Raw genomic sequence first — 20,727 nt, forward strand, 5'->3', positions numbered from 1 at the left:
CGCCGGTGGGGGGATCTCGGGTCGGCGCGGGGTAGGGCGGCACCTGTGAGGCGGCAGCCGCGGGGATGGCCGGAGCGCGTCATCCTAGGCCCTGCACGGACCGGCTGACCAGGGGTTTCCCCGGAGGTTTACGGCATTGTCGGTGCCGTGGTGTGCAATGGATCTCGTGCCCGCACTGCAAGAACCACTGAAACAGCCACTGAAGTCAGTGCTCGGCCCCGCCACCGCGAAGGTGATGGCCGAGCACCTCGGCCTGCACACCGTCGGCGACCTCCTGCACCACTACCCGCGCCGGTACGAGGAGCGCGGCCAGCTCACCCACCTCGCCGACCTGCCCATGGACGAGCACGTCACGGTGGTCGCCCAGGTCGCCGACGCCCGCCTGCACACCTTCGCCTCCTCCCGCGCGCCCCGCGGCAAGGGCCAGCGCCTGGAGGTGACGATCACGGACGGCAGCGGCCGGCTCCAACTGGTCTTCTTCGGCAACGGCGTGCACAAGCCCCACAAGGAACTCCTGCCGGGCACCCGCGCGATGTTCGCGGGCAAGGTCTCGGTCTTCAACCGCCGATTGCAACTGGCCCACCCGGCGTACGAGTTGCTGAAGGGGGAGGACGGGGAGGCGGTCGAGAGCTGGGCCGGCGCGCTGATCCCGCTGTACTCGGCCACCGCCAAGCTGGAGTCCTGGAAGATCGGCAAGGCGGTACAGACCGTCCTGCCCAGCGCCCAGGAGGCGCTCGACCCGCTGCCCGAGTCGCTGCGCGCGGGCCGCGGCCTGGTCACCCTTCCCGAGGCCCTGCTCAAGGTCCACCGCCCGCACACCAAGGCGGACATCGCCGACGCCCACGCCCGGTTGAAGTGGGACGAGGCCTTCGTCCTCCAGGTCGCCCTCGCCCGCCGACGCCACGCGGACACCCAGCTCCCCGCCGTCGCCCGCGTACCCGGCCCGGACGGCCTCCTCGAGGCCTTCGACGACCGCCTCCCCTTCACCCTCACCGACGGTCAGCGGAAGGTCTCCCGCGAGATCTTCGCCGACCTGGCCACCGAGCACCCGATGCACCGTCTGCTCCAGGGAGAGGTCGGCAGCGGCAAGACACTCGTCGCCCTGCGCGCCATGCTCGCCGTCGTCGACGCGGGCGGGCAGGCCGCGATGCTCGCGCCCACCGAAGTGCTGGCCCAGCAGCACCACCGGTCGGTCACCGAGATGATGGGGGAGCTCGCCGAGTCGGGCATGCTGGGCGGCGCCGAGCACGCCACCAAGGTGGTGCTGCTCACCGGGTCCATGGGCGCCGCGGCCCGCCGGCAGGCCCTGCTCGACCTGGCCACCGGCGAGGCGGGCATCGTCATCGGCACGCACGCGCTGATCGAGGACAAGGTCCTGTTCGACGACCTGGGACTGGTCGTGGTGGACGAGCAGCACCGGTTCGGCGTCGAACAGCGCGACGCCCTGCGCGGAAAGGGCAAGCAGCCCCCGCACCTGCTGGTCATGACCGCCACGCCCATTCCGCGCACGGTCGCGATGACGGTCTTCGGCGACCTGGAGACCTCCGTCCTCGACCAGCTCCCGGCGGGGCGCTCGCCCATCGCCAGCCATGTCGTCCCGGCCGCCGACAAACCGCACTTCCTGGCCCGGGCCTGGGAGCGGGTGCGCGAGGAGGTGGCGAAGGGCCACCAGGCGTACGTGGTCTGCCCGCGCATCGGGGACGAGGAGGACGATCCGAAGAAGGCCGCCGCGAAGAAGTCCGCCGAGGACGAGGCGGAGAAGCGCCCGCCGCTCGCCGTGATGGACATCGCCGACCAGCTCGCCAGGGGCCCGCTGCACGGCCTGAAGGTCGAGGTGCTGCACGGCCGCATGCAGCCCGACGACAAGGACGCGGTCATGCGCCGCTTCGCCGCCGGCGAGACCGACGTCCTGGTCGCCACCACGGTCATCGAGGTCGGTGTGAACGTACCGAACGCCACGGTGATGGTGATCATGGACGCCGACCGCTTCGGCGTCTCCCAGCTGCACCAGCTGCGCGGCCGCGTCGGCCGCGGCTCGGCGCCCGGCCTGTGCCTGCTGGTCACCGGGATGCCGGAGGCGAGCGCCGCCCGGCAGCGGCTGAACGCGGTGGCCTCCACCCTCGACGGCTTCGAGCTCTCCCGCATCGACCTCGAACAGCGCCGCGAGGGCGACGTCCTCGGCCAGGCCCAGTCCGGTGCCCGTTCCAGCCTGCGGGTGCTCGCCGTCATCGAGGACGAGGAGATCATCGCCGAGGCCCGCGAGGAGGCCGCCGCGGTGGTGGCCGCCGACCCCGAGCTGGAACGCCTGCCCGGGCTGCGCACGGCGCTGGACGCGTTGCTCGACGAGGAGCGGGAGCAATACCTGGAGAAGGGCTGACAGACTGGGACCGGCCCGCACCCGAGCCGCCACCGCCACGGCCGCCACCGACCAGGCCGTTCCCGACAAGCAAGGACCAGACATGACCCGCGTGATCGCCGGCCGGGCCGGCGGACGCCGTCTCGCCGTACCGCCGGGCAGCGGAACCCGCCCCACCTCGGACCGGGCGCGCGAAGGCCTGTTCTCCACCTGGCAGTCCCTGCTCGGCGGCCCGCTGGACGGCGAGCGCGTCCTGGACCTGTACGCCGGCTCGGGCGCCGTCGGCCTGGAGGCGCTGTCGCGGGGCGCCGGGCACACCCTGCTCGTGGAGGCCGACCAGCGAGCGGTCCGCACCGTCCGGGAGAACGTGAAGGCGCTCGGCCTCCCCGGCGCCGACGTACGGGCGGGCAAAGCGGAGCAGATCGTCCACACGTCGCCCCCGGTGAAGCCGTACGACCTCGTCTTCCTCGACCCGCCGTACGCGGTCTCCGACGACGATCTCCGCGAGATCCTGCTCACACTCCGCACCCAGGGGTGGCTCGCGGCCGACGCCCTCGTCACCGTGGAGCGCAGCACCAGGGGCGGGGAATTCACGTGGCCGCCGGGATTCGAAGCGATCCGGGCCCGTCGCTACGGCGAAGGGACGTTTTGGTACGGTCGCGCCGCCTCTACGTGCGAAGACGCACGATGACCGAACCGGAGAGCGAGGGATTTCAAGTGCGCCGCGCCGTCTGCCCCGGGTCGTTCGACCCCGTCACCAACGGACACCTGGACATCATCGCCCGCGCCTCCCGTCTCTACGACGAGGTCTACGTCGCGGTGATGATCAACCAGTCGAAGAAGGGCCTGTTCGAGATCGACGAGCGGATCGACCTCATCCGGCAGGTCACCGCCGAGTACGGCAACGTCCGCGTCGAGGCCTTCCACGGCCTCCTCGTCGACTTCTGCAAGCAGCGCGACATCCCGGCCATCGTCAAGGGCCTGCGCGCCGTCAGCGACTTCGACTACGAACTGCAGATGGCCCAGATGAACAACGGCCTCTCCGGGGTCGAGACGCTGTTCGTGCCCACCAACCCCACCTACAGCTTCCTGTCGTCCTCCCTGGTCAAGGAGGTCGCGGCCTGGGGCGGCGACGTCTCCCACCTGGTGCCGCCGCAGGTCCTCGAAGCCCTCGCCGGGCGGCTGAAGAAGGACTGAGGCTGCTGACGGCCCGTCACCCGGTGTCCGGCGATCACCTCATGGACGTACAGTCGTTCCGTCCGTCTCCGACACATCGGTAGTCCAACACACCTGTAGAGAGTGGCGAGCACACGGTGGACGTGCAGAAGAAGCTCGACGAGATCGTGTCCACGGTCTCCAGCGCCCGGTCCATGCCCATGTCGGCGTCGTGCGTGATCAACCGCGCCGACCTGCTCGCACTGCTCGACGAGGTGCGCCAGGCCCTGCCCGGCTCCCTCGCCCAGGCTCAGGAGCTGATCGGCGACCGCGACCAGATGGTGCAGGAGGCCCGGCACGAGGCCGAGCGGATCATCGAGACGGCGCACGCCGAGCGCGGCTCGCTGATCTCCGGCACCGAGGTCGCCCGTCGCTCCCAGACCGAGGCCGACCGGATCCTCGGCGAGGCCCGGCAGGAGGCCGAGGAGGTCCGCGCCGAGGCCGACGAATACGTCGACTCCAAGCTCGCCAACTTCGAGGTCGTCCTCACCAAGACCCTCGGCTCGGTCGGCCGCGGCCGCGAGAAGCTGCTCGGCACCGGCCCCGGCCTCGACGAGGACGGCTACGAGGACGAGGACGCCCCCGAGCGCAGCCACGACCCCGAGACCCTGCGCCGCAACGCCGACGCGTACGTCGACGCCAAGCTCGGCGCCTTCGAGGCGGTCCTCGCCAAGACCCTGGAGGCCGTCGGCCGCGGCCGCCAGAAGCTGCACGGCCGCATCGCCACCGACGACCTCGGCGCCCTCGCCGACGACACCACCACCGTCCAGCACTCGAGCGACGCCGACTACCTCGCCGACCTCGCGGCCCTGGCCGACGCCCCGCTCACCCCGGCGGCACCGGCGGCCGCGCCGGCCGAGCAGCCCGCCCCGCCGCAGTACGAGCCGCAGCCGGCCTACGGCTACCAGCAGCCCGGGCAGACCGATCCGTACGGCGGCTACCAGCAGGGCTACGGCCAGCAGGACCAGTACGGCTACCAGCAGCCCGACCCGTACGCCGCCACCGCGGACGCCACCGGCTACGCCCAGGCGCAGGGCGCCTCCTTCCAGGCCTACGACGCCCAGCCGGGCGCCTACGACCCGAACCAGGCCCAGCAGGACCCGCACGGCTACGCACAGCCGCAGGCCCACGCCCTCGACGAGACCAGCCTCTTCGACACCGGCATGATCAGCGCCGAGCAGCTGCGCGCCTACGAACAGGGCCGAGGACTCTAGGCAGGCCGCCGATTGGGCCGAGAGCGAAAGGTCAAGTATCCTGGTCCTTCGGTCGCGCATACGTCCGCGATCCGCGCTGCCCGGAACATCACCGGGTAAGCGTCCCCCCGAGTTTGGAAACCGAAAGCAGGAATGGCTCAGAACGCCCGCCTCGACCACCGCAACCCTCTCGTGTTCGACACGCATGAGCTGGGGCGGCGGCCCGGCGCGCTGCAGCGCCTGACCCGCACGGTCCCCGCCCCCAGGGACCTCGGTCTCCAGGGCGTCGTCGGAGTGCCGGAAGGCGCCCCGGTGGAGCTCGAACTCCGGCTCGAGTCGGTCATGGAAGGGGTGCTCGTCACAGGCACCGCCCGTGCACAGGCCGAGGGGGAGTGCGTAAGGTGTCTGGAGTCGCTCGAGTTCGATCTCGAAGCGGACTTCCAGGAGCTGTTCTCGTACCCTGACGCCGACGAGCGGGGCCGCGTGTCCGCGGAGCCCGACGCCGACGCCGAGGACGACGAGGACAGGCTCTTCCTCGAGGACGGACTCTTCGGCCTCGAACCTCTGCTGCGCGATGCGGTGGTGCTCGCACTGCCGATGCAGCCGGTGTGCCAGGAAGACTGCCCTGGGCTGTGCTCCGAGTGCGGTGCGCGGCTCCTGGACGACCCGGACCACCACCATGACGCCGTCGACATCCGTTGGGCGGCTTTGCAGGGACTCGCCGGCACCATGAAGGACGGCGAGAAGGACGAGATGAGCGGCGGCGCGCCTCGATCGGCACGCCCCGACGAGAAGCAGGAGAAGTAGCCGTGGCTGTTCCGAAGCGGAAGATGTCGCGCAGCAACACGCGCCACCGCCGGTCGCAGTGGAAGGCTGCGGTCCCCACCCTGGTTGCGTGCGAGCGCTGCCACGAGCCCAAGCAGCAGCACATCGCGTGCCCGTCGTGCGGCACCTACAACAAGCGCCAGGTCCTCGAGGTCTGAGCGGCTGGTGAGAGGCACTGTGTCCACTGCCAAGAAGGCGGAAGGCGCCGAAGCGGGCAACCACCGCCGCCACGGAGCCGCTCCGTCGGACAACACGGCCTCGTCCCACACGCTTCTGGAAGGGCGGCTCGGCTACACGCTCGAGTCCGCCCTTCTGGTGCGCGCGCTGACCCACCGTTCCTACGCATACGAGAACGGCGGTCTGCCGACGAACGAGCGGCTGGAGTTCCTCGGTGACTCCGTCCTCGGCCTGGTCGTCACGGACACGCTGTACCGCACCCACCCCGACCTGCCCGAAGGCCAACTGGCCAAGCTGCGGGCCGCGGTGGTCAACTCGCGTGCGCTGGCGGAGGTCGGGCGCGGCCTCGACCTGGGCGCCTTCATCCGGCTCGGCCGCGGTGAAGAGGGCACGGGCGGCCGGGACAAGGCGTCCATCCTCGCTGACACCCTGGAAGCGGTGATCGGCGCGGTCTACCTCGACCAGGGCCTCGACGCGGCCTCCGAACTGGTGCACCGCCTGTTCGACCCGCTGATCGAGAAGTCCTCCAACCTCGGAGCCGGCCTGGACTGGAAGACCAGCCTCCAGGAGCTCACCGCGACCGAGGGGCTCGGCGTGCCCGAGTACCTGGTCACGGAGACCGGCCCCGACCATGAGAAGACCTTCACTGCTGCCGCCCGCGTCGGAGGCGTCTCGTACGGCACCGGCACCGGCCGCAGCAAGAAGGAGGCGGAGCAGCAGGCCGCGGAGTCCGCGTGGCGGGCCATCCGGGCCGCGGCGGACGAGCGCGCCAAGACGGTGGGATCCACCGACGGCGCCGGTGACGCGCCTGCCCCCGCCTGAGAACCGGAAAACCGAGCGCGGCCGTCCGGCGGTACTCCGCCTGCGGGCCGCGCCCAGCAGAACGCGACCGAGCGCCCGTCCCCGCCCCGGGGCGGGCGCTCGGCCCGTGACGGCCACAGCGGCCGTGACGTGTGAACGGGGGAGTCATGCCCGAGCTGCCCGAGGTCGAGGTCGTACGACGCGGACTGGAACGGTGGGTCGCGCACCGCAGCGTCGCCGACGTCGAGGTGCTGCACCCGCGTGCCGTACGCCGTCACCCGGCCGGGGCCGAGGACTTCGCGCACCGCGTCCAGGGTCACCGGCTCGGCCTGCCCGGCCGTCGCGGAAAGTACCTGTGGCTGCCCCTGGAGGACAGCGGCCAGGCGGTCCTGGCCCACCTGGGCATGAGCGGCCAGCTACTGGTCCAGCCGGTCGGCGCGCCCACCGAGAAGCACCTGCGCATCCGCGTCCGCTTCGCCGACACGCTGACACCGGCCGCTTCCACGGCGGACGCGACCGAACTCCGCTTCGTCGACCAGCGCACCTTCGGCGGCCTGTCGCTGCACGACACCACTCCCGACGGGCTGCCCGACGTCATCGCGCACATCGCCCGCGACCCCCTCGACCCGCTGTTCGACGACGAGGCCTTCCACCAGGCCCTGCGCCGCAAGCGGACCACCATCAAACGGGCCCTGCTCGACCAGTCCCTGATCAGCGGCGTCGGCAACATCTACGCGGACGAGGCCCTGTGGCGCTCCCGCGTCCACTACGAACGCCCCACCGCGACCTTCACCCGCCCCGGCACGGCCGAACTCCTCACCCACGTCCGGGAGGTGATGAACGAGGCCCTCGCCGTCGGCGGCACCAGCTTCGACAGCCTCTACGTCAACGTCAACGGGGAGTCCGGCTACTTCGACCGCTCCCTGGACGCCTACGGCCGCGAGGGCCTGCCCTGCCGCCGCTGCGCCACACTGCTGCGCCGCCGCCCGTGGATGAACCGCTCCAGCTACTACTGCCCGAAGTGTCAGCGGGCGCCGCGCGCGGTGTCGTAACGCTCGCGTGCCGCCAGGACGTCGTCCATGCGGCCCTCCACGCAGTGGATCAGGGCCAGCAGGCGTTCGGCGACCTCGCGGCCCAGCGCCGTGAGTTCGTAGTCCACCCGCGGCGGATTGGTCGGCTGGGCCTCCCGGTGCACCAGGCCGTCCCGCTCCAGCGCCTGGAGTGTCTGGGACAGCATCTTCTCGCTCACGCCGTCGACCCGGCGGCGCAGCTCGTTGAAGCGGAGCGAGCCCTCGTACAGGGCGCCCAGCGCCAGCCCGCCCCAGCGCCCCGTGACATGCTCCAGCGTCCCGCGCGAGGGACAGGCCCTGGCGAACACGCTGTATGGGAGGTCCTGGGTCTGCGGGGTGCTCATGTCCTCCAGCGTACTGGCGCACAGCGCTGACCGTCGGGCGGCGCTAACCACGAGTCAGTGCCACCTCAGGGCACAGCCGAAGGGTGTGCCGGCCGTACCGCTGTTCCAGTTGTGCTCATGTCAGGCGCAATCGCGCACATGCCGACACCCGACCCGCGGTCACCACGCCGCGCCGCGCAGCCCGTCTCCACCGACCGTGTCTTACGGTCGCTCGTCGACATCGCCACAGGAGCGGTACTGCTTGTCGTCGTCCTGTGTCTGGGCATCGCCGCGGTCGTCACCACCGACGGCGGCATGCCCTGGAAAGCGCTGGCGGCGATGCTACTGGTGACTCCGCTGCTGTTCGCCCTCACCTTGCGGCCCGCGGTCTTCGCCAACGACCACCGGCTGCGCATCCGCAACCCGTTCCGCACCATCACACTGCCCTGGGGTGCCGTCTCCGGTCTGCGGTCCGGCCACTCCAATGAAGCCTTCGACCAGATCGGCACCAAGTACCAGTTGTGGGCCATCCCGCTCTCCACGCGCCGCCTCAAGCGAGCCGGCCGCGCGCAGATCAGGATGTCCCACGCCTTGCAGAGTCCGGGTGGCCCCGGACTGGACCGCCGCCTCTACGACCTGGGACGGCCCGACCGGCCGAGCACGGAGCTGGAACGCCTGCAGCCGCAACCCGACAGGACCATGGACAGCCTGCGTGCGCTCCAGGAGGCAGGTGCCATGACCAAGGAGGGCCAGGGTCAGCCCGAGGTGCGCTGGGCGTACGAGATCCTCGCCCCGGCGGCGGCCGGCCTGGTGCTGCTGGTGGTACTGCTCGCCGTGGCCTGACCGCACGCGAAGACATGTGGCCCATGGGCGGCCGGCACGAGTGTCAGCAATCGAACTGTCCCCGACCCACCACTTCCCCGGCTCCCAGAGGTCAGTACCCGAAGTCCTGCGTCCACCACGGACCGCCGGAGCCGAAGTGCACGCCGACGCCCAGGGTCTTGAAGTCGCAGTTCAGTATGTTGGCGCGGTGGCCCGGGCTGTTCATCCAGGCGTCCATCACCGCCGCCGCGTCGGCCTGCCCGCGGGCTATGTTCTCGCCGCCGAGGCTGGTGATGCCGAGCTTCGCCGCCCGGTCCCACGGCGAGGCGCCGCTGGGGTCGGTGTGGTCGAAGAAGTTCTCCGCGGCCATGGCCTCGCTGAAGTCCTGCGCGAGGCCGGCGAGCGCGCTGCTCGCCGTCAGCGCGCTGCACCCGACCTTTGCCCGCTCCTCGTTGACGAGCCTGAGCACCTCGGCCTCGACGGCCGCCTGCGTGGGGGCGGCGGTCGGGGCCTCGGTCTTCGCCGGGGCGGCCTGGGATGCGGTCTCGGCGGGCGCGGTCTCCGGCTTCTCCGGGGCGGTGGTCGGCTTCGCCTCCGGTTCCTTGGTGGGCGTGGCCGACGCCTCCGCGTCCGGCTTCGAGGCCGGAGCCGACTCGGAGGCGGACCGCTGCGACGGCACAGGCCGGTCCGCGCCGCGGCTCGTCGTGGAGCCGCCGGCCTGGCCGCCCGCGTCGGCGCTGCCGGAGGTGCCGCCCAGCGGGGCCTCGCTGTTCGTCGGCGAGCCCGCGGCCTGCACCTTGTCGGCGCCGCCGCCCGGGCCGCCGAGCTTGTAGTTCTCCAGACCGGGCACCGCGCCGGTGGCGACCGCGACGGTGCCGAGGGCGACCGCGGCGGAGACCCCGAGCAGCCCCGTGCGGACCGGCGTCGCGGCCTTCTTCTTCCGGCGGTGCCCCCGCTCCCGCGGCCCGTCCGCCGGGCTGAAGCCGTCGGCCGGGAAGATCACGGTGGTGTTGGCGTGGGCGGAGCCGTCGTCCGTGTCGAAGAGGTACTCCGGAGCCGTGGCGGGCGCGTCGCCGTACAGGTCCGGGTTCAGATAGGGCGCGATGCCCAGGCGGCCGTCGTCGTCCTGCGGGCGGCTGTCCCACGGATCGCGGTCGGGCTCGTACTCGTACGAGCCGTGCGTCCGACTGTCCCCCGTGGCGCGGCCCGTGGCGGCGCGGCCGGCGTCCCAGCGTCGGTGGCGTCCCATGTGCTGGCCTTCCTCGTCTCTCTCGGTCGACGCGCGCCCTGAGCCGACGCGGTCAACCCAACTCACACGATCGAGTGAGTTTCAGATGAGATTCATTGGATCGGGACGGTACCGCATGGCGCGAGGGGCGGAGGTGCCCCGAGAGACATTGGCCGGTTAGGTTGCACCCATGAGCGAGGATGTTCGACTGGTCGCCTGGGTCCGCGGGCACGTCCAGGGAGTGGGTTTCCGCTGGTTCACGCGGGCCAGGGCGCTGGAGATCGGGGACCTGCGTGGTTTCGCCCTCAACCTGGGGGACGGGCGCGTGCAAGTGGTCGCCGAGGGGGCCCGCGAGGGGTGCCAGAAGCTCCTGGACTGGTTGCAGGGCGGCGACACGCCCGGACGCGTCGACGGTGTCACCGAGATGTGGGACACACCTCGCGGCGGCTACGACGGGTTCGCGATCCGCTGACCGTGTGGCGCGGTGGGGCCCCGACGGCCGCGGCGGCATCTGCCACCGGCACCTGCCCGGAGGGAAAAGGAGCAGGTGGTTGCCAAGAAACGCGCGGCATGGCAGGCTCCGCACAGCAGGATGATCCGCACGCCCCGAAGGGCCCGCAGGAGTCGCAGCGCCACCTGATTTCCGGTCGCGCGCCCCCGGGACACCCATGGATACGGGGCGTGATCGTGTTGACCGTCAAACTTTTTGGTGAGACGCTGAAAGCCCGCGCACCTCAGCTGTTTGGCATGGATGAACGGCACCACGACTCAGGCAGTGCCAAGCACCACGGGTGCGAATCCCTCACGACCCACACCGCTTCGGTCGGTCACTCAGTGTGGAGGACCATCCATCATGGCAAAGGCGCTTCTCGGTTACGTCGGCGGCTCCGACCCTCGACTCCTCGCCGAGATGCGACGGCTCCAGCAGCGCGTCCAGGACCTGGAATCCGAGCTTGTGCGAATCCAGGCCGAGAACGACGCCCTGACGGCTGCCGCTTCTCACGACAGGATCATGGAGCGCGTCGACGCACACCAGGCGGAGCCTGCGCTCACCTGATCACTGCATCGCACAACGACACAGGGTTGGACTGTCGTCAACCGCTCAGTTGCCAGAGTTGCAAGGGACGCTTCGGCGTCCCTTCCTTCTTTTCCCCGCCCTTCCCCGCCCTGCTTGGCCCTGCTTGCCCCGCCTTCGTTGCCCCCGCGCATCCTTTCACCGTCTTTAACATTTGGTGTGCCCTGCATATTCAGAGGCGAAACCGCGCGGTTGCGGGGGTTAGTGAAGTGGGGTAGGGGCTGCCGGTAAAGTCCGGCTGCGTGCACCTCAAGGCCCTGACCCTCCGCGGGTTCAAGTCGTTCGCCTCGGCGACCACGCTCCGGTTCGAACCGGGGATCACGTGCGTCGTCGGTCCGAACGGCTCGGGCAAGTCCAACGTCGTGGACGCGCTCAGCTGGGTCATGGGCGAGCAGGGGGCCAAGTCGCTGCGCGGCGGCAAGATGGAGGACGTCATCTTCGCCGGCACCACCGGGCGCCCGCCGCTCGGCCGCGCCGAGGTGTCCCTGACCATCGACAACTCCGACGGGGCCCTGCCCATCGAGTACGCCGAGGTCACCATCACGCGGATCATGTTCCGCAACGGTGGCAGCGAGTACCAGATCAACGGCGACACCTGCCGGCTGCTCGACATCCAGGAACTGCTGTCCGACTCCGGCATCGGCCGCGAGATGCACGTCATCGTCGGCCAGGGCCAGCTCGACTCCGTCCTGCACGCCGACCCCATGGGCCGCCGCGCCTTCATCGAGGAGGCCGCGGGCGTCCTCAAGCACCGCAAGCGCAAGGAGAAGGCGCTCAGGAAGCTGGACGCCATGCGGGCCAACCTCGCGCGCGTGCAGGACCTCACCGACGAACTGCGCCGCCAGCTCAAGCCGCTCGGCCGGCAGGCGGCGGTCGCGCGCAGGGCCGCGGTCATCCAGGCCGACCTGAGGGACGCGCGCCTGCGGCTCCTGGCCGACGACCTCGTCGGCCTGCGCGAGGCGCTGAGGACCGAGGTCGCCGACGAGGCGGCCCTGAAGGAACGCAAGGAAGCCGCCGAGCAGGAGCTGAAGAAGGCCCTCCAGCGCGAGGCCCTCCTCGAGGACGAGGTGCGCCGGCTCGTCCCGCGCCTCCAGCGCGCCCAGCAGACCTGGTACGAACTGTCCCAGCTCGCCGAACGCGTACGCGGCACGATCTCGCTCGCCGACGCGCGCGTGCACAGCGCCACCTCCGCGCCCGCCGAGGAGCGGCGCGGCCGCGAACCCGAGGAACTGGAACGCGAGGCCGAGCGCGTCCGCGAGCAGGAGGCAGGGCTCGAGGCGGCCCTGGAGGCGGCCCAGCGAGCCCTGGACGACACCGTCGCCCACCGCGCCGAGCTGGAGCGGGAACTGGCCGTCGAGGAGCGGCGCCTGAAGGACGCGGCCCGCGCCATCGCCGACCGTCGCGAGGGCCTGGCCCGGCTCGCCGGCCAGGTGAACGCGGCCCGTTCGCGCGCCGCCTCCGCCCAGGCCGAGATCGAGCGGCTGGCCGCCGCCAGGGACGAGGCCCAGGAACGTGCCGTCCACGCCCAGGAGGAGTACGAGGCACTCAAGGCCGAGGTCGACGGCCTCGACGCGGGCGACGAGGAACTGGCCGGGCGGCACGAGGCGGCGAGGACGGCGCTGGCCGACGCGGAGGCCGCCCTCACCGCGGCCCGCGAGGCGGTCACCGCGGCCGAACGCAAGCGGGCGGCGACCCAGGCCCGGCACGACGCCCTCGCCCTGGGCCTGCGCCGCAAGGACGGCACCGGCGCACTGCTCGGCGCGAAGGACCGCCTCACCGGCCTGCTGGGCCCCGCCGCCGCACTCCTGACGGTCACCCCCGGCTACGAGACCCCCCTGGCCGCCGCCTTCGGCGCCGCCGCCGACGCCCTGGCCGTGACCAGCCCCACCGCGGCGGCCGACGCCCTGCGCCTGCTGCGCAAACAGGACGCGGGCCGGGCCGCGCTGCTCCTCGCCGGCCCCTCACCGGAGACCACCGCGGCCCCGCCCGGCCCGGCACCGGACCACCCCTTCGCCGCCGAGTTCGTACGCGGTCCCGCCGAGCTGATGCCCGCCGTGCGGTGGCTGCTGCGGGGAATCGTCGTGGTGGGGACGCTGGAGGACGCGGAGGACCTGGTTCTCGCACGGCCGGAGCTGACCGCGGTGACCGCCGAGGGCGATCTGCTCGGGGCGTACTTCGCCCAGGGCGGCTCCGCGGGTGCGCCCAGCCTGCTGGAGGTACAGGCCTCCGTGGACGAGGCCGCCGCCGAGCTGGAGCGGCTCGCCGTGCGGTGCGAGGAGCTGACCGCGGACCAGCAGCGGGCCGCCGAGCGGCGCGGCCGGTGCGCGGCGCTGGTCGAGGAACTGGGGGAGCGGCGGCGGACCGCCGACCGGGAGAAGTCGGCTGTCGCCCAGCAACTGGGCCGGCTCGCCGGACAGGCGCGCGGCGCCGCCGGGGAGGCCGAGCGCTCGGCGGCCGCCGCCGCCCGCGCCCAGGAGGCCCTCGACAACGCCCTCCAGGAAGTGGGGGAGCTGGCAGAGCGGCTCGCCGTGGCCGAGGAGACGCCGATCGAGGAGGAGCCCGACACCTCCGTACGCGACCGGCTCGCCGCCGACGGAGCCAACGCCCGCCAGACCGAGATGGAGGCCCGCCTCCAGGTCCGTACGCACGAGGAACGGGTCAGGGGGCTGGCCGGCAGGGCCGACTCGCTGGACCGGGCCGCCCGCGCCGAACGCGAGGCACGCGCGCGTGCCGAGCAGCGGCGCGCCCGGCTGCGCCACGAGGCGGAGGTGGCCTCGGCGGTCGCCGCCGGTGCCCGGCAGCTGCTCGCCCACGTCGAGGTCTCCGTGGCCCGCGCCGAACAGGAGCGGTCCGCCGCCGAGGCCGCCAAGGCCCGTCGCGAGCAGGAGCTGACCGCCGCCCGCACCGAGGGCCGGGACCTCAAGGCCGAACTCGACAAGCTGACCGACTCGGTCCACCGGGGCGAGGTGCTCGGCGCCGAGAAGCGGCTGCGCATCGAGCAACTGGAGACCAGGGCCCTGGAGGAATTCGGGGTCGAACCGGCGGGCCTGATGGAGGAGTACGGGCCGCACCAGCCCGTACCGCCCTCGCCCCCCGCCGAGGGCGAGCAGCTCCCGGAGGACCCGCAGCACCCCCGCAACCGGCCCCGGCCCTACGCACGGGCCGAGCAGGAGAAGCGGCTGAAGGCCGCCGAGCGCGCCTACCAGCAGCTGGGCAAGGTCAACCCGCTCGCCCTGGAGGAGTTCGCGGCGCTGGAGGAACGCCATCAGTTCCTCAGCGAGCAGCTCGAGGACCTCAAGAAGACCCGCGCCGACCTGCTCCAGGTCGTCAAGGAGGTCGACGAGCGCGTCGAGCAGGTCTTCACCGAGGCCTACCGGGACACCGCCCGCGAGTTCGAGGGCGTCTTCGGCAGGCTCTTCCCGGGCGGCGACGGGCGGCTCGTACTGACCGACCCCGACAACATGCTCACCACGGGCGTGGACGTCGAGGCGCGCCCGCCGGGCAAGAAGGTCAAGCGGCTGTCCCTGCTCTCCGGCGGCGAGCGGTCGCTGACCGCCGTGGCGCTGCTCGTCTCGATCTTCAAGGCCCGTCCGAGCCCCTTCTACGTCATGGACGAGGTCGAGGCGGCCCTCGACGACACCAACCTCCAGCGGCTGATCCGGATCATGCAGGAGCTCCAGGAGGCCTCGCAGCTCATCGTGATCACGCACCAGAAGCGCACGATGGAGGTCGCCGACGCGCTCTACGGCGTCTCCATGCAGGGCGACGGCGTGTCGAAGGTCATCAGCCAGCGCCTGCGGTAGCGGCCCGCCGCGTGTGCGGTGGCGGGGAGGCCGGCGCCCGCGGCAGCGACCGGGCGCGCGTGCGCCGGCGGGCGGGTCCGCGTGCGCTCGCCGCTTCGGGGTAGTCGGATCATGCCTGACCCCCACCCCGGCAGCGCCTGCCGGGGTGTGCCCGAGGAGTACATGTGACCACAACGCAGGCCCCAGGCCCAGGAGCCCGGACAGCTCACCCCGAACATCTCGGGCACGTCATCTTCATCGCCGCGGCCGCCGCCATGGGCGGCTTCCTGTTCGGGTACGACAGCTCCGTCATCAACGGCGCCGTCGAAGCCATCCGGAGCCGCTACGGCATCGGATCCGCGGAACTGGCCCAGGTCATCGCCATCGCCCTGATCGGCTGCGCGATCGGCGCCGCCACCGCGGGCCGTATCGCCGACCGCATCGGCCGCATCCGCTGCATGCGGATCGCCGCGACCCTGTTCACCATCAGCGCCGTCGGCTCCGCCCTGCCGTTCGCCCTGTGGGACCTCGCCTTCTGGCGGATCGTCGGCGGCTTCGCCATCGGCATGGCCTCGGTCATCGGTCCCGCCTACATCGCCGAGGTCGCCCCGCCCGCCTACCGCGGCCGCCTCGGCTCCTTCCAGCAGGCCGCGATCGTCGTCGGCATCGCCGTCTCCCAGCTCGTCAACTGGGGACTGCTCAACGCCGCCGGCGGCAACCAGCGCGGCCGGCTGCTGGGCCTGGAGGCCTGGCAGGTCATGCTCGGCGTGATGGTCGTCCCGGCCGTCCTGTACGGACTGCTGTCCTTCGCCATCCCCGAGTCCCCGCGCTTCCTGCTCTCCGTGGGCCGCCGCGAGAGGGCCCGCCGGATCCTCGCCGAGGTCGAGGGCGACCACATCGACCTCGACGCCCGCGTGGCCGAGATCGAGAACGCCATGAAGGGCGAGCACAGGTCCAGCTTCAAGGACCTGCTCGGCGGCAGCTTCCTCTTCAAGCGGATCGTCTGGATCGGCATCGGCCTCTCCGCATTTCAGCAGTTCGTCGGCATCAACGTCGCGTTCTACTACTCCGCGACGCTGTGGCAGTCGGTCGGCGTCAACCCGACGGAGTCGTTCCTCTACTCGTTCACGACATCGATCATCAACATCCTCGGCACGTTGATCGCGATGATCTTCGTGGACCGCATCGGACGCAGGCCGCTCGCGCTCATCGGCTCGGCCGGCATGGTCGTCGGTCTCGCCCTGGAGGCCTGGGCGTTCTCGTACCCCCTGGTCGGCGGCAAGCTGCCGGCCACCCAGGGCTGGGTCGCCCTGATCGCGGCCCACGTCTTCGTCCTCTTCTTCGCCCTGTCCTGGGGTGTCGTCGTCTGGGTCCTGCTCGGCGAGATGTTCCCGAACAAGCTCCGCGCCGCCGCCCTGGGCGTGGCCGCCTCCGCGCAGTGGATCGCCAACTGGGCCATCACCGCGAGCTTCCCGTCGCTGGCCGACTGGAACCTCGCCGGGACCTATGTCATCTACGCGGCCTTCGCCGCGCTCTCCATCCCGTTCGTCCTGAAGTTCGTCAAGGAGACGAAGGGCAAGGCGCTGGAGGAGATGGGGTAGCCGGGCGGCCGGCGGGCCCGGTGTTCCGGGGGCACGCGGCCCCGTCGGGACTACCGCTGAACGCCCAGGTGGTCGCGCATACTGGACGCGTTATGGAAACCATCATCCTTGCTGTAGTCATCGCCGTGGTGGTGCTCGGCGCGCTCGGCGGGCTCATCGTCGGCAGCCGGCGGAGGAAGCCGCCGCCCCCGCCGCCGCCCTCGGCGCCCGACATCACCGCCCCTCCGGCCGAGCCACACGTCGGCGAGGAGGCCGAGACGCCGCGGGAGGAGCCGCGGCGGACGATCGAGGAGGTGGACCTCCCCGGCAGCTCGGCTCCCACCGCCGTCGAGGAGCCGCCCGTCGAGGAGCTCCCCGCACCCCCGATCGAGGTGCCCGAGCCCACCGCCGGCCGTCTGGTGCGGCTGCGCGCCCGCCTCTCCCGCTCGCAGAACGCCCTGGGCAAGGGCCTGCTCGTCCTGCTGTCCCGCGAGAACCTCGACGAGGACACGTGGGAGGAGATCGAGGACACGCTGCTGACCGCCGATGTCGGCGTGCAGCCCACCCAGGAACTCGTCGAGCGGCTGCGCGAGCGCGTACGCGTGCTCGGCACCCGCACGCCCGAGGAGCTGCGCGGACTGCTGCGCCAGGAGCTGCTCACGCTGATCGGGCCCGACATGGACCGCATCGTGAAGACCGAGCCGGCCACGAGCAAGCCGGGCATCGTGATGGTCGTCGGCGTCAACGGCACCGGCAAGACCACGACGACCGGCAAGCTCGCCCGCGTCCTGGTCGCCGACGGCCGCAGCGTCGTGCTGGGCGCCGCCGACACCTTCCGCGCGGCCGCCGCCGACCAGCTCCAGACCTGGGGCGAGCGGGTCGGCGCTTACACCGTGCGCGGACCGGAGGCCGGCGACCCCGCATCCGTCGCCTTCGACGCGGTGAAGGAGGGCAAGGAGATGGGCGCCGACGTGGTGCTCATCGACACCGCCGGCCGCCTGCACACCAAGACCGGCCTCATGGACGAGCTCGGCAAGGTCAAGCGCGTCGTGGAGAAGCACGCGCCGCTCGACGAGGTGCTGCTCGTGCTCGACGCGACCACCGGGCAGAACGGCCTGGTCCAGGCCCGCGTCTTCGCCGAGGTCGTCGACATCACCGGCATCGTGCTCACCAAGCTGGACGGCACGGCCAAGGGCGGCATCGTGGTCGCCGTCCAGCGCGAGCTGGGCGTGCCGGTCAAGCTGGTCGGCCTCGGGGAGGGCCCGGACGACCTGGCCCCCTTCGAACCGGAGGCCTTCGTCGACGCCCTCATCGGCGACTGACCCCCACCCTCCCCAGCGCCCGCCCCATCACCGGGGCGGGCGCTTTCGTGTGACGCCGTCGCGGTGGGGGAACCCGCGCCCCGCTCCTCGCTCGCCGACGGAGGTCGCTCGCCGAAGGAGGTCGCCGCCGTCGCCGTGCCGAGCTCGTTCCGCTACGCCCGGGAGCGGTGGGCCACGTAGGCCAGGGTGCCGAGGAGGAGGCGGGCCTGAGGGGGCTTGGCCGCGTCCAGGGCGGGTGGGCGGAGCCAGCGCACCGGGCCGAGGCCGCCGCGGTCGGAGGGCGGGGCCGTGAGGAACGTACCGGGGCCGAGTCCGCGCAGGTCGAGGGCGCCGGGATCGTCCCAGCCCAGCCGGTAGAGCAGGGCGGGCAGCTCGGCGGCGGCGCCGGGGGCGACTAAGAACTGGGCCCGGCCGTCCGGCGTGGCGGTCACCGGGCCGAGGGGCAGGCCCATCCGCTCCAGCCGGGCCAGGGCACGGCGCCCGGCCGGCTCGGCGACCTCGATGGCATCGAACGCGCGGCCGACGGCCAGCATCACCGCGGCCCCCGGCAGCTCCCGCCAAGCCCTGGTCGCCTCGTCGAGCGTGGCCCCGGCCGGGATCCCGGGCGCGAAGTCCAGTGGATGGGCCCCCGGAGCCGGGCAGGCCCTTCGGCCGCAGGAACAGGCCCCGCCGACGGCCCGCGCGCCCCGCACCACGTCCCAGCCCCACAGCCCGGTGTACTCGGCCACCGCCGTGCACTCCGAGGAGCGGTACGACCGGCCGCGCCGCCGTGTACCGGAGCGGATCTCGCGCATACCGCCGATCGTGAAGCCCATGCCCCCTCCAACGGGTCCACCGCCCCGATGGTTACGAGACGAATGTTCATCGTCACTCTGCGTGGCCACCCCTCCCCGGTTGTACCGGGTCCGTGCGGCGTGCGGAAGTGCCGCGGGTGGTGCGCCCGGCGGTGCGCGCCCTCGCGTGCACCGCTCCACCCGCCCGCGGCCGGACTATGTCAAGTGAATCGCGCCTGGGTCGGCGCGGGTTCATACGAAGGGGTGGCGAATGGTGGCGTTTCAGCGATCCCCGTGGCTGAGCGGGTGATCGTAGGATTACTGTGAGTGTGCGAGGCCTGGGGGCACATGCACTCGTGGGTATGCCGGAGGCAACTCGGCAGTCGGTTCGAAGGGTGAGAATCGGCGGACGAAAGGCCTTGTTGACCGGCATTCTGATAGGGCTTGGCGCACCAAGCGACAAGTGGTCTCAGGGATGGGGGCGTTCCAGTGAGCGGCAACGGCGGAAGCGGGACGAGCGCTGCGAGCGCGGACAAGCGCCCGAACGAGCTGCTCGCCTCGTGGTTCGTGCGCAGCGGCTGGTCCAAGGGCGAGCTGGCCCGCCAGGTCAATCGCCGCGCCCGCCAGCTGGGCGCCAACCACATCTCCACCGACACCTCGCGCGTCAGGCGCTGGCTGGACGGCGAGAACCCACGCGAGCCGATCCCCAGGATCCTCTCGGAGCTCTTCTCCGAGCGTTTCGGCTGCGTCGTCGCCGTGGAGGACCTGGGCCTGCGCACCGCACGCCCGACGCCCTCCGCCACCGGTGTCGACCTGCCCTGGACGGGCCCGCAGACCGTGGCCCTGCTCAGCGAGTTCTCGCGCAGCGACCTGATGCTGGCGCGGCGCGGCTTCCTCGGAACGTCGCTGGCGCTGTCCGCGGGCCCGTCCCTCATCGAACCGCTCCAGCGCTGGCTCGTGCCCGTGCCCCCGGCGCCCCTGGCGGAGCCCGAGCCGCAGGCCGCCTCCCGCCGCCCCGGCCGGCTCTCCCGGCCCGAGCTGGAGCTGCTGGAGACCACCACGGTGATGTTCCGGCAGTGGGACGCCCAGTGCGGCGGCGGCCTGCGCCGCAAGGCCGTCGTCGGCCAGTTGCACGAGGTGACGGACCTCCTCCAGGAGCCCCAGCCCGAACCCACCGGCCGCCGGCTGTTCAAGGTCGCCGCCGAACTCGCCGAACTGGCCGGCTGGATGAGCTACGACGTGGGACTCCAGCCCACCGCCCAGAAGTACTTCGTGCTCGCCCTGCACGCCGCCAAGGAAGCCGGCGACAAGCCGCTCGGCTCCTACGTCCTGTCCAGCATGAGCCGCCAGATGATCCACCTCGGCCGCCCCGAGGACGCCCTGGAACTCGTCCACCTCGCGCAGTACGGCAGCCGCGACTGCGCGAGCCCGCGCACCCAGTCCATGCTGTACGCGCTGGAGGCCCGCGCCTACGCCAACATGGGCCAGCCCGGCAAGTGCAAGCGCGCCGTGCGCATGGCCGAGGACTCCTTCGGTGACGCCGAGGACTGGGACGAGCCGGACCCCGACTGGATCCGCTTCTTCTCCGAGGCCGAGCTGTACGGAGAGAACTCCCACTCCTTCCGTGACCTCGCCTACGTCGCCGGCCGCAGCCCCACCTACGCCTCCCTGGCGGAGCCGCTGATGCAGAAGGCCGTGGAGCGGTTCGCCGAGGACCACGAACACCAGCGGTCGTACGCCCTGAACCTCATCGGCATGGCCACGGTGCAGCTGCTCCAGCGCGAGCCGGAGCAGAGCACCGAGTACGCGAGGCAGGCCATGAGGGTGGCCAAGAAGGTCCGCTCCGAGCGCGTGAACACCCGTATCCGCAAGACCGTCGACAACGCCGTACGCACCTACGGGGACGTCGCCGAGGTCATCGACCTGACCGAACAGCTCGCCCTCGAACTGCCCGAGACCGCCGCCGAGGCCGTCTGACAGCGCCTCCCCGACCCCGGCCGCGGCCGGCCCTCCCGAACTGCCCGACTCGGCTCCCCCATGCCTGGTCATCGGAAGGCCGCCCGCGGTCGGCCTGTTCTTCCCCGCGGGCTTCACGGCACGTCATCACGCGATTCACCGCCACGTAACACAGCAGATCTCTTCGTCATCCGGGCGAAACAACGAGAGGCGTCCGCCGAAACCGCGC

Annotated in this window: 18 protein-coding genes; 15 read left to right on the forward strand and 3 right to left on the reverse strand. The window is 71.9% G+C overall.

The features are described 5' to 3' along the window. Window positions 1–157: 157 nt before the first annotated feature. From recG to mutM, 8 genes are all read left to right on the forward strand, one after another. A complete protein-coding gene (recG, locus tag OIE49_RS25335; protein ID WP_326804267.1) occupies window positions 158–2,377 on the forward strand; it encodes an ATP-dependent DNA helicase RecG in 2,220 nt (739 codons plus the stop codon). Window positions 2,378–2,459: 82 nt separating this feature from the next. Continuing rightward, a complete protein-coding gene (gene rsmD, locus OIE49_RS25340) occupies window positions 2,460–3,047 on the forward strand; it encodes a 16S rRNA (guanine(966)-N(2))-methyltransferase RsmD (protein WP_326804268.1) in 588 nt (195 codons plus the stop codon). A gap of 26 nt (window positions 3,048–3,073) precedes the next feature. After that, entirely contained in the window at window positions 3,074–3,553 is a 480-nt protein-coding gene (gene coaD, locus OIE49_RS25345; protein ID WP_199836830.1) for a pantetheine-phosphate adenylyltransferase, read from the forward strand. A gap of 116 nt (window positions 3,554–3,669) precedes the next feature. Beyond that, entirely contained in the window at window positions 3,670–4,785 is a 1,116-nt protein-coding gene (locus tag OIE49_RS25350) for a cell division initiation protein (protein ID WP_326804269.1), read from the forward strand. A gap of 132 nt (window positions 4,786–4,917) precedes the next feature. Then, the gene (locus OIE49_RS25355) at window positions 4,918–5,571 is read left to right on the forward strand and encodes a YceD family protein (protein WP_326804270.1); all 654 of its coding nucleotides are present in this window, start codon (window positions 4,918–4,920) and stop codon (window positions 5,569–5,571) included. Window positions 5,572–5,573: 2 nt separating this feature from the next. Continuing rightward, a complete protein-coding gene (gene rpmF / locus OIE49_RS25360; protein ID WP_003951102.1) occupies window positions 5,574–5,747 on the forward strand; it encodes a 50S ribosomal protein L32 in 174 nt (57 codons plus the stop codon). A gap of 7 nt (window positions 5,748–5,754) precedes the next feature. Beyond that, window positions 5,755–6,588, forward strand: a complete 834-nt coding sequence (gene rnc, locus OIE49_RS25365; RefSeq protein WP_326804271.1) for a ribonuclease III — start codon at window positions 5,755–5,757, stop codon at window positions 6,586–6,588. Between the two features lie 146 nt (window positions 6,589–6,734). After that, window positions 6,735–7,619, forward strand: a complete 885-nt coding sequence (mutM, locus tag OIE49_RS25370) for a bifunctional DNA-formamidopyrimidine glycosylase/DNA-(apurinic or apyrimidinic site) lyase (protein ID WP_326804272.1) — start codon at window positions 6,735–6,737, stop codon at window positions 7,617–7,619. Here the strand turns inward: mutM and OIE49_RS25375 are convergent. After that, window positions 7,592–7,981, reverse strand: a complete 390-nt coding sequence (locus OIE49_RS25375) for a winged helix-turn-helix transcriptional regulator (protein ID WP_100571749.1) — start codon at window positions 7,979–7,981, stop codon at window positions 7,592–7,594. The genes mutM and OIE49_RS25375 overlap by 28 nt on opposite strands. 117 nt (window positions 7,982–8,098) lie before the next feature. On the opposite strand from OIE49_RS25375, the gene OIE49_RS25380 reads away from it, so the two are divergent. Next, window positions 8,099–8,803 (forward strand): PH domain-containing protein, encoded by a 705-nt coding sequence (locus OIE49_RS25380; protein ID WP_326804273.1) that lies wholly within the window; start codon window positions 8,099–8,101, stop codon window positions 8,801–8,803. A gap of 91 nt (window positions 8,804–8,894) precedes the next feature. On the opposite strand, the gene OIE49_RS25385 is transcribed toward OIE49_RS25380, so the two are convergent. Continuing rightward, window positions 8,895–10,031, reverse strand: a complete 1,137-nt coding sequence (locus OIE49_RS25385) for a CAP domain-containing protein (RefSeq protein ID WP_326804274.1) — start codon at window positions 10,029–10,031, stop codon at window positions 8,895–8,897. Between the two features lie 169 nt (window positions 10,032–10,200). Here OIE49_RS25385 and OIE49_RS25390 point away from each other — a divergent pair, with 169 nt between their 5' ends. The 5 genes from OIE49_RS25390 to ftsY all read left to right on the forward strand — a co-directional run bounded on the left by OIE49_RS25390 (window position 10,201) and on the right by ftsY (window position 17,769). Then, a complete protein-coding gene (locus OIE49_RS25390) occupies window positions 10,201–10,482 on the forward strand; it encodes an acylphosphatase (protein ID WP_326804275.1) in 282 nt (93 codons plus the stop codon). Window positions 10,483–10,863: 381 nt separating this feature from the next. Further along, window positions 10,864–11,067, forward strand: a complete 204-nt coding sequence (locus tag OIE49_RS25395) for a hypothetical protein (protein WP_009190853.1) — start codon at window positions 10,864–10,866, stop codon at window positions 11,065–11,067. 260 nt (window positions 11,068–11,327) lie between these two features. Further along, complete coding sequence (gene smc, locus OIE49_RS25400; RefSeq protein ID WP_326804276.1) at window positions 11,328–14,888, forward strand: chromosome segregation protein SMC; 3,561 nt, start codon at window positions 11,328–11,330, stop codon at window positions 14,886–14,888. A gap of 164 nt (window positions 14,889–15,052) precedes the next feature. Then, on the forward strand, window positions 15,053–16,468 hold the full coding sequence (locus OIE49_RS25405; RefSeq protein ID WP_326804277.1) for a sugar porter family MFS transporter: 1,416 nt from the start codon (window positions 15,053–15,055) through the stop codon (window positions 16,466–16,468). 92 nt (window positions 16,469–16,560) lie between these two features. Next, window positions 16,561–17,769, forward strand: a complete 1,209-nt coding sequence (gene ftsY, locus OIE49_RS25410) for a signal recognition particle-docking protein FtsY (protein WP_326804278.1) — start codon at window positions 16,561–16,563, stop codon at window positions 17,767–17,769. Between the two features lie 152 nt (window positions 17,770–17,921). Here the strand turns inward: ftsY and OIE49_RS25415 are convergent, their stop codons facing one another. Further along, complete coding sequence (locus tag OIE49_RS25415) at window positions 17,922–18,584, reverse strand: bifunctional DNA primase/polymerase (protein ID WP_326804279.1); 663 nt, start codon at window positions 18,582–18,584, stop codon at window positions 17,922–17,924. A gap of 447 nt (window positions 18,585–19,031) precedes the next feature. Between OIE49_RS25415 and nsdA the strand changes: the two genes are divergently transcribed. Further along, entirely contained in the window at window positions 19,032–20,519 is a 1,488-nt protein-coding gene (nsdA, locus tag OIE49_RS25420; RefSeq protein ID WP_326804280.1) for a transcriptional repressor NsdA, read from the forward strand. Window positions 20,520–20,727 lie beyond the last annotated feature (208 nt).

This window comes from Streptomyces sp. NBC_01788 (assembly GCF_035917575.1).
GTDB lineage: Bacteria > Actinomycetota > Actinomycetes > Streptomycetales > Streptomycetaceae > Streptomyces.

Excerpts from the sequence above, each read along its gene's own strand:
- OIE49_RS25415 (WP_326804279.1), bottom strand. The coding sequence starts at position 18,584 with ATGGGCTTCACGATCGGCGGTATGCGCGAGATCCGCTCCGGTACACGG.
- rsmD (WP_326804268.1), top strand. The coding sequence starts at position 2,460 with ATGACCCGCGTGATCGCCGGCCGGGCCGGCGGACGCCGTCTCGCCGTA.
- mutM (WP_326804272.1), top strand. The coding sequence starts at position 6,735 with ATGCCCGAGCTGCCCGAGGTCGAGGTCGTACGACGCGGACTGGAACGG.
- OIE49_RS25390 (WP_326804275.1), top strand. The coding sequence starts at position 10,201 with ATGAGCGAGGATGTTCGACTGGTCGCCTGGGTCCGCGGGCACGTCCAG.
- OIE49_RS25385 (WP_326804274.1), bottom strand. The coding sequence starts at position 10,031 with ATGGGACGCCACCGACGCTGGGACGCCGGCCGCGCCGCCACGGGCCGC.
- recG (WP_326804267.1), top strand. The coding sequence starts at position 158 with ATGGATCTCGTGCCCGCACTGCAAGAACCACTGAAACAGCCACTGAAG.
- OIE49_RS25355 (WP_326804270.1), top strand. The coding sequence starts at position 4,918 with ATGGCTCAGAACGCCCGCCTCGACCACCGCAACCCTCTCGTGTTCGAC.
- OIE49_RS25395 (WP_009190853.1), top strand. The coding sequence starts at position 10,864 with ATGGCAAAGGCGCTTCTCGGTTACGTCGGCGGCTCCGACCCTCGACTC.
- OIE49_RS25380 (WP_326804273.1), top strand. The coding sequence starts at position 8,099 with ATGTCAGGCGCAATCGCGCACATGCCGACACCCGACCCGCGGTCACCA.
- ftsY (WP_326804278.1), top strand. The coding sequence starts at position 16,561 with ATGGAAACCATCATCCTTGCTGTAGTCATCGCCGTGGTGGTGCTCGGC.
- OIE49_RS25375 (WP_100571749.1), bottom strand. The coding sequence starts at position 7,981 with ATGAGCACCCCGCAGACCCAGGACCTCCCATACAGCGTGTTCGCCAGG.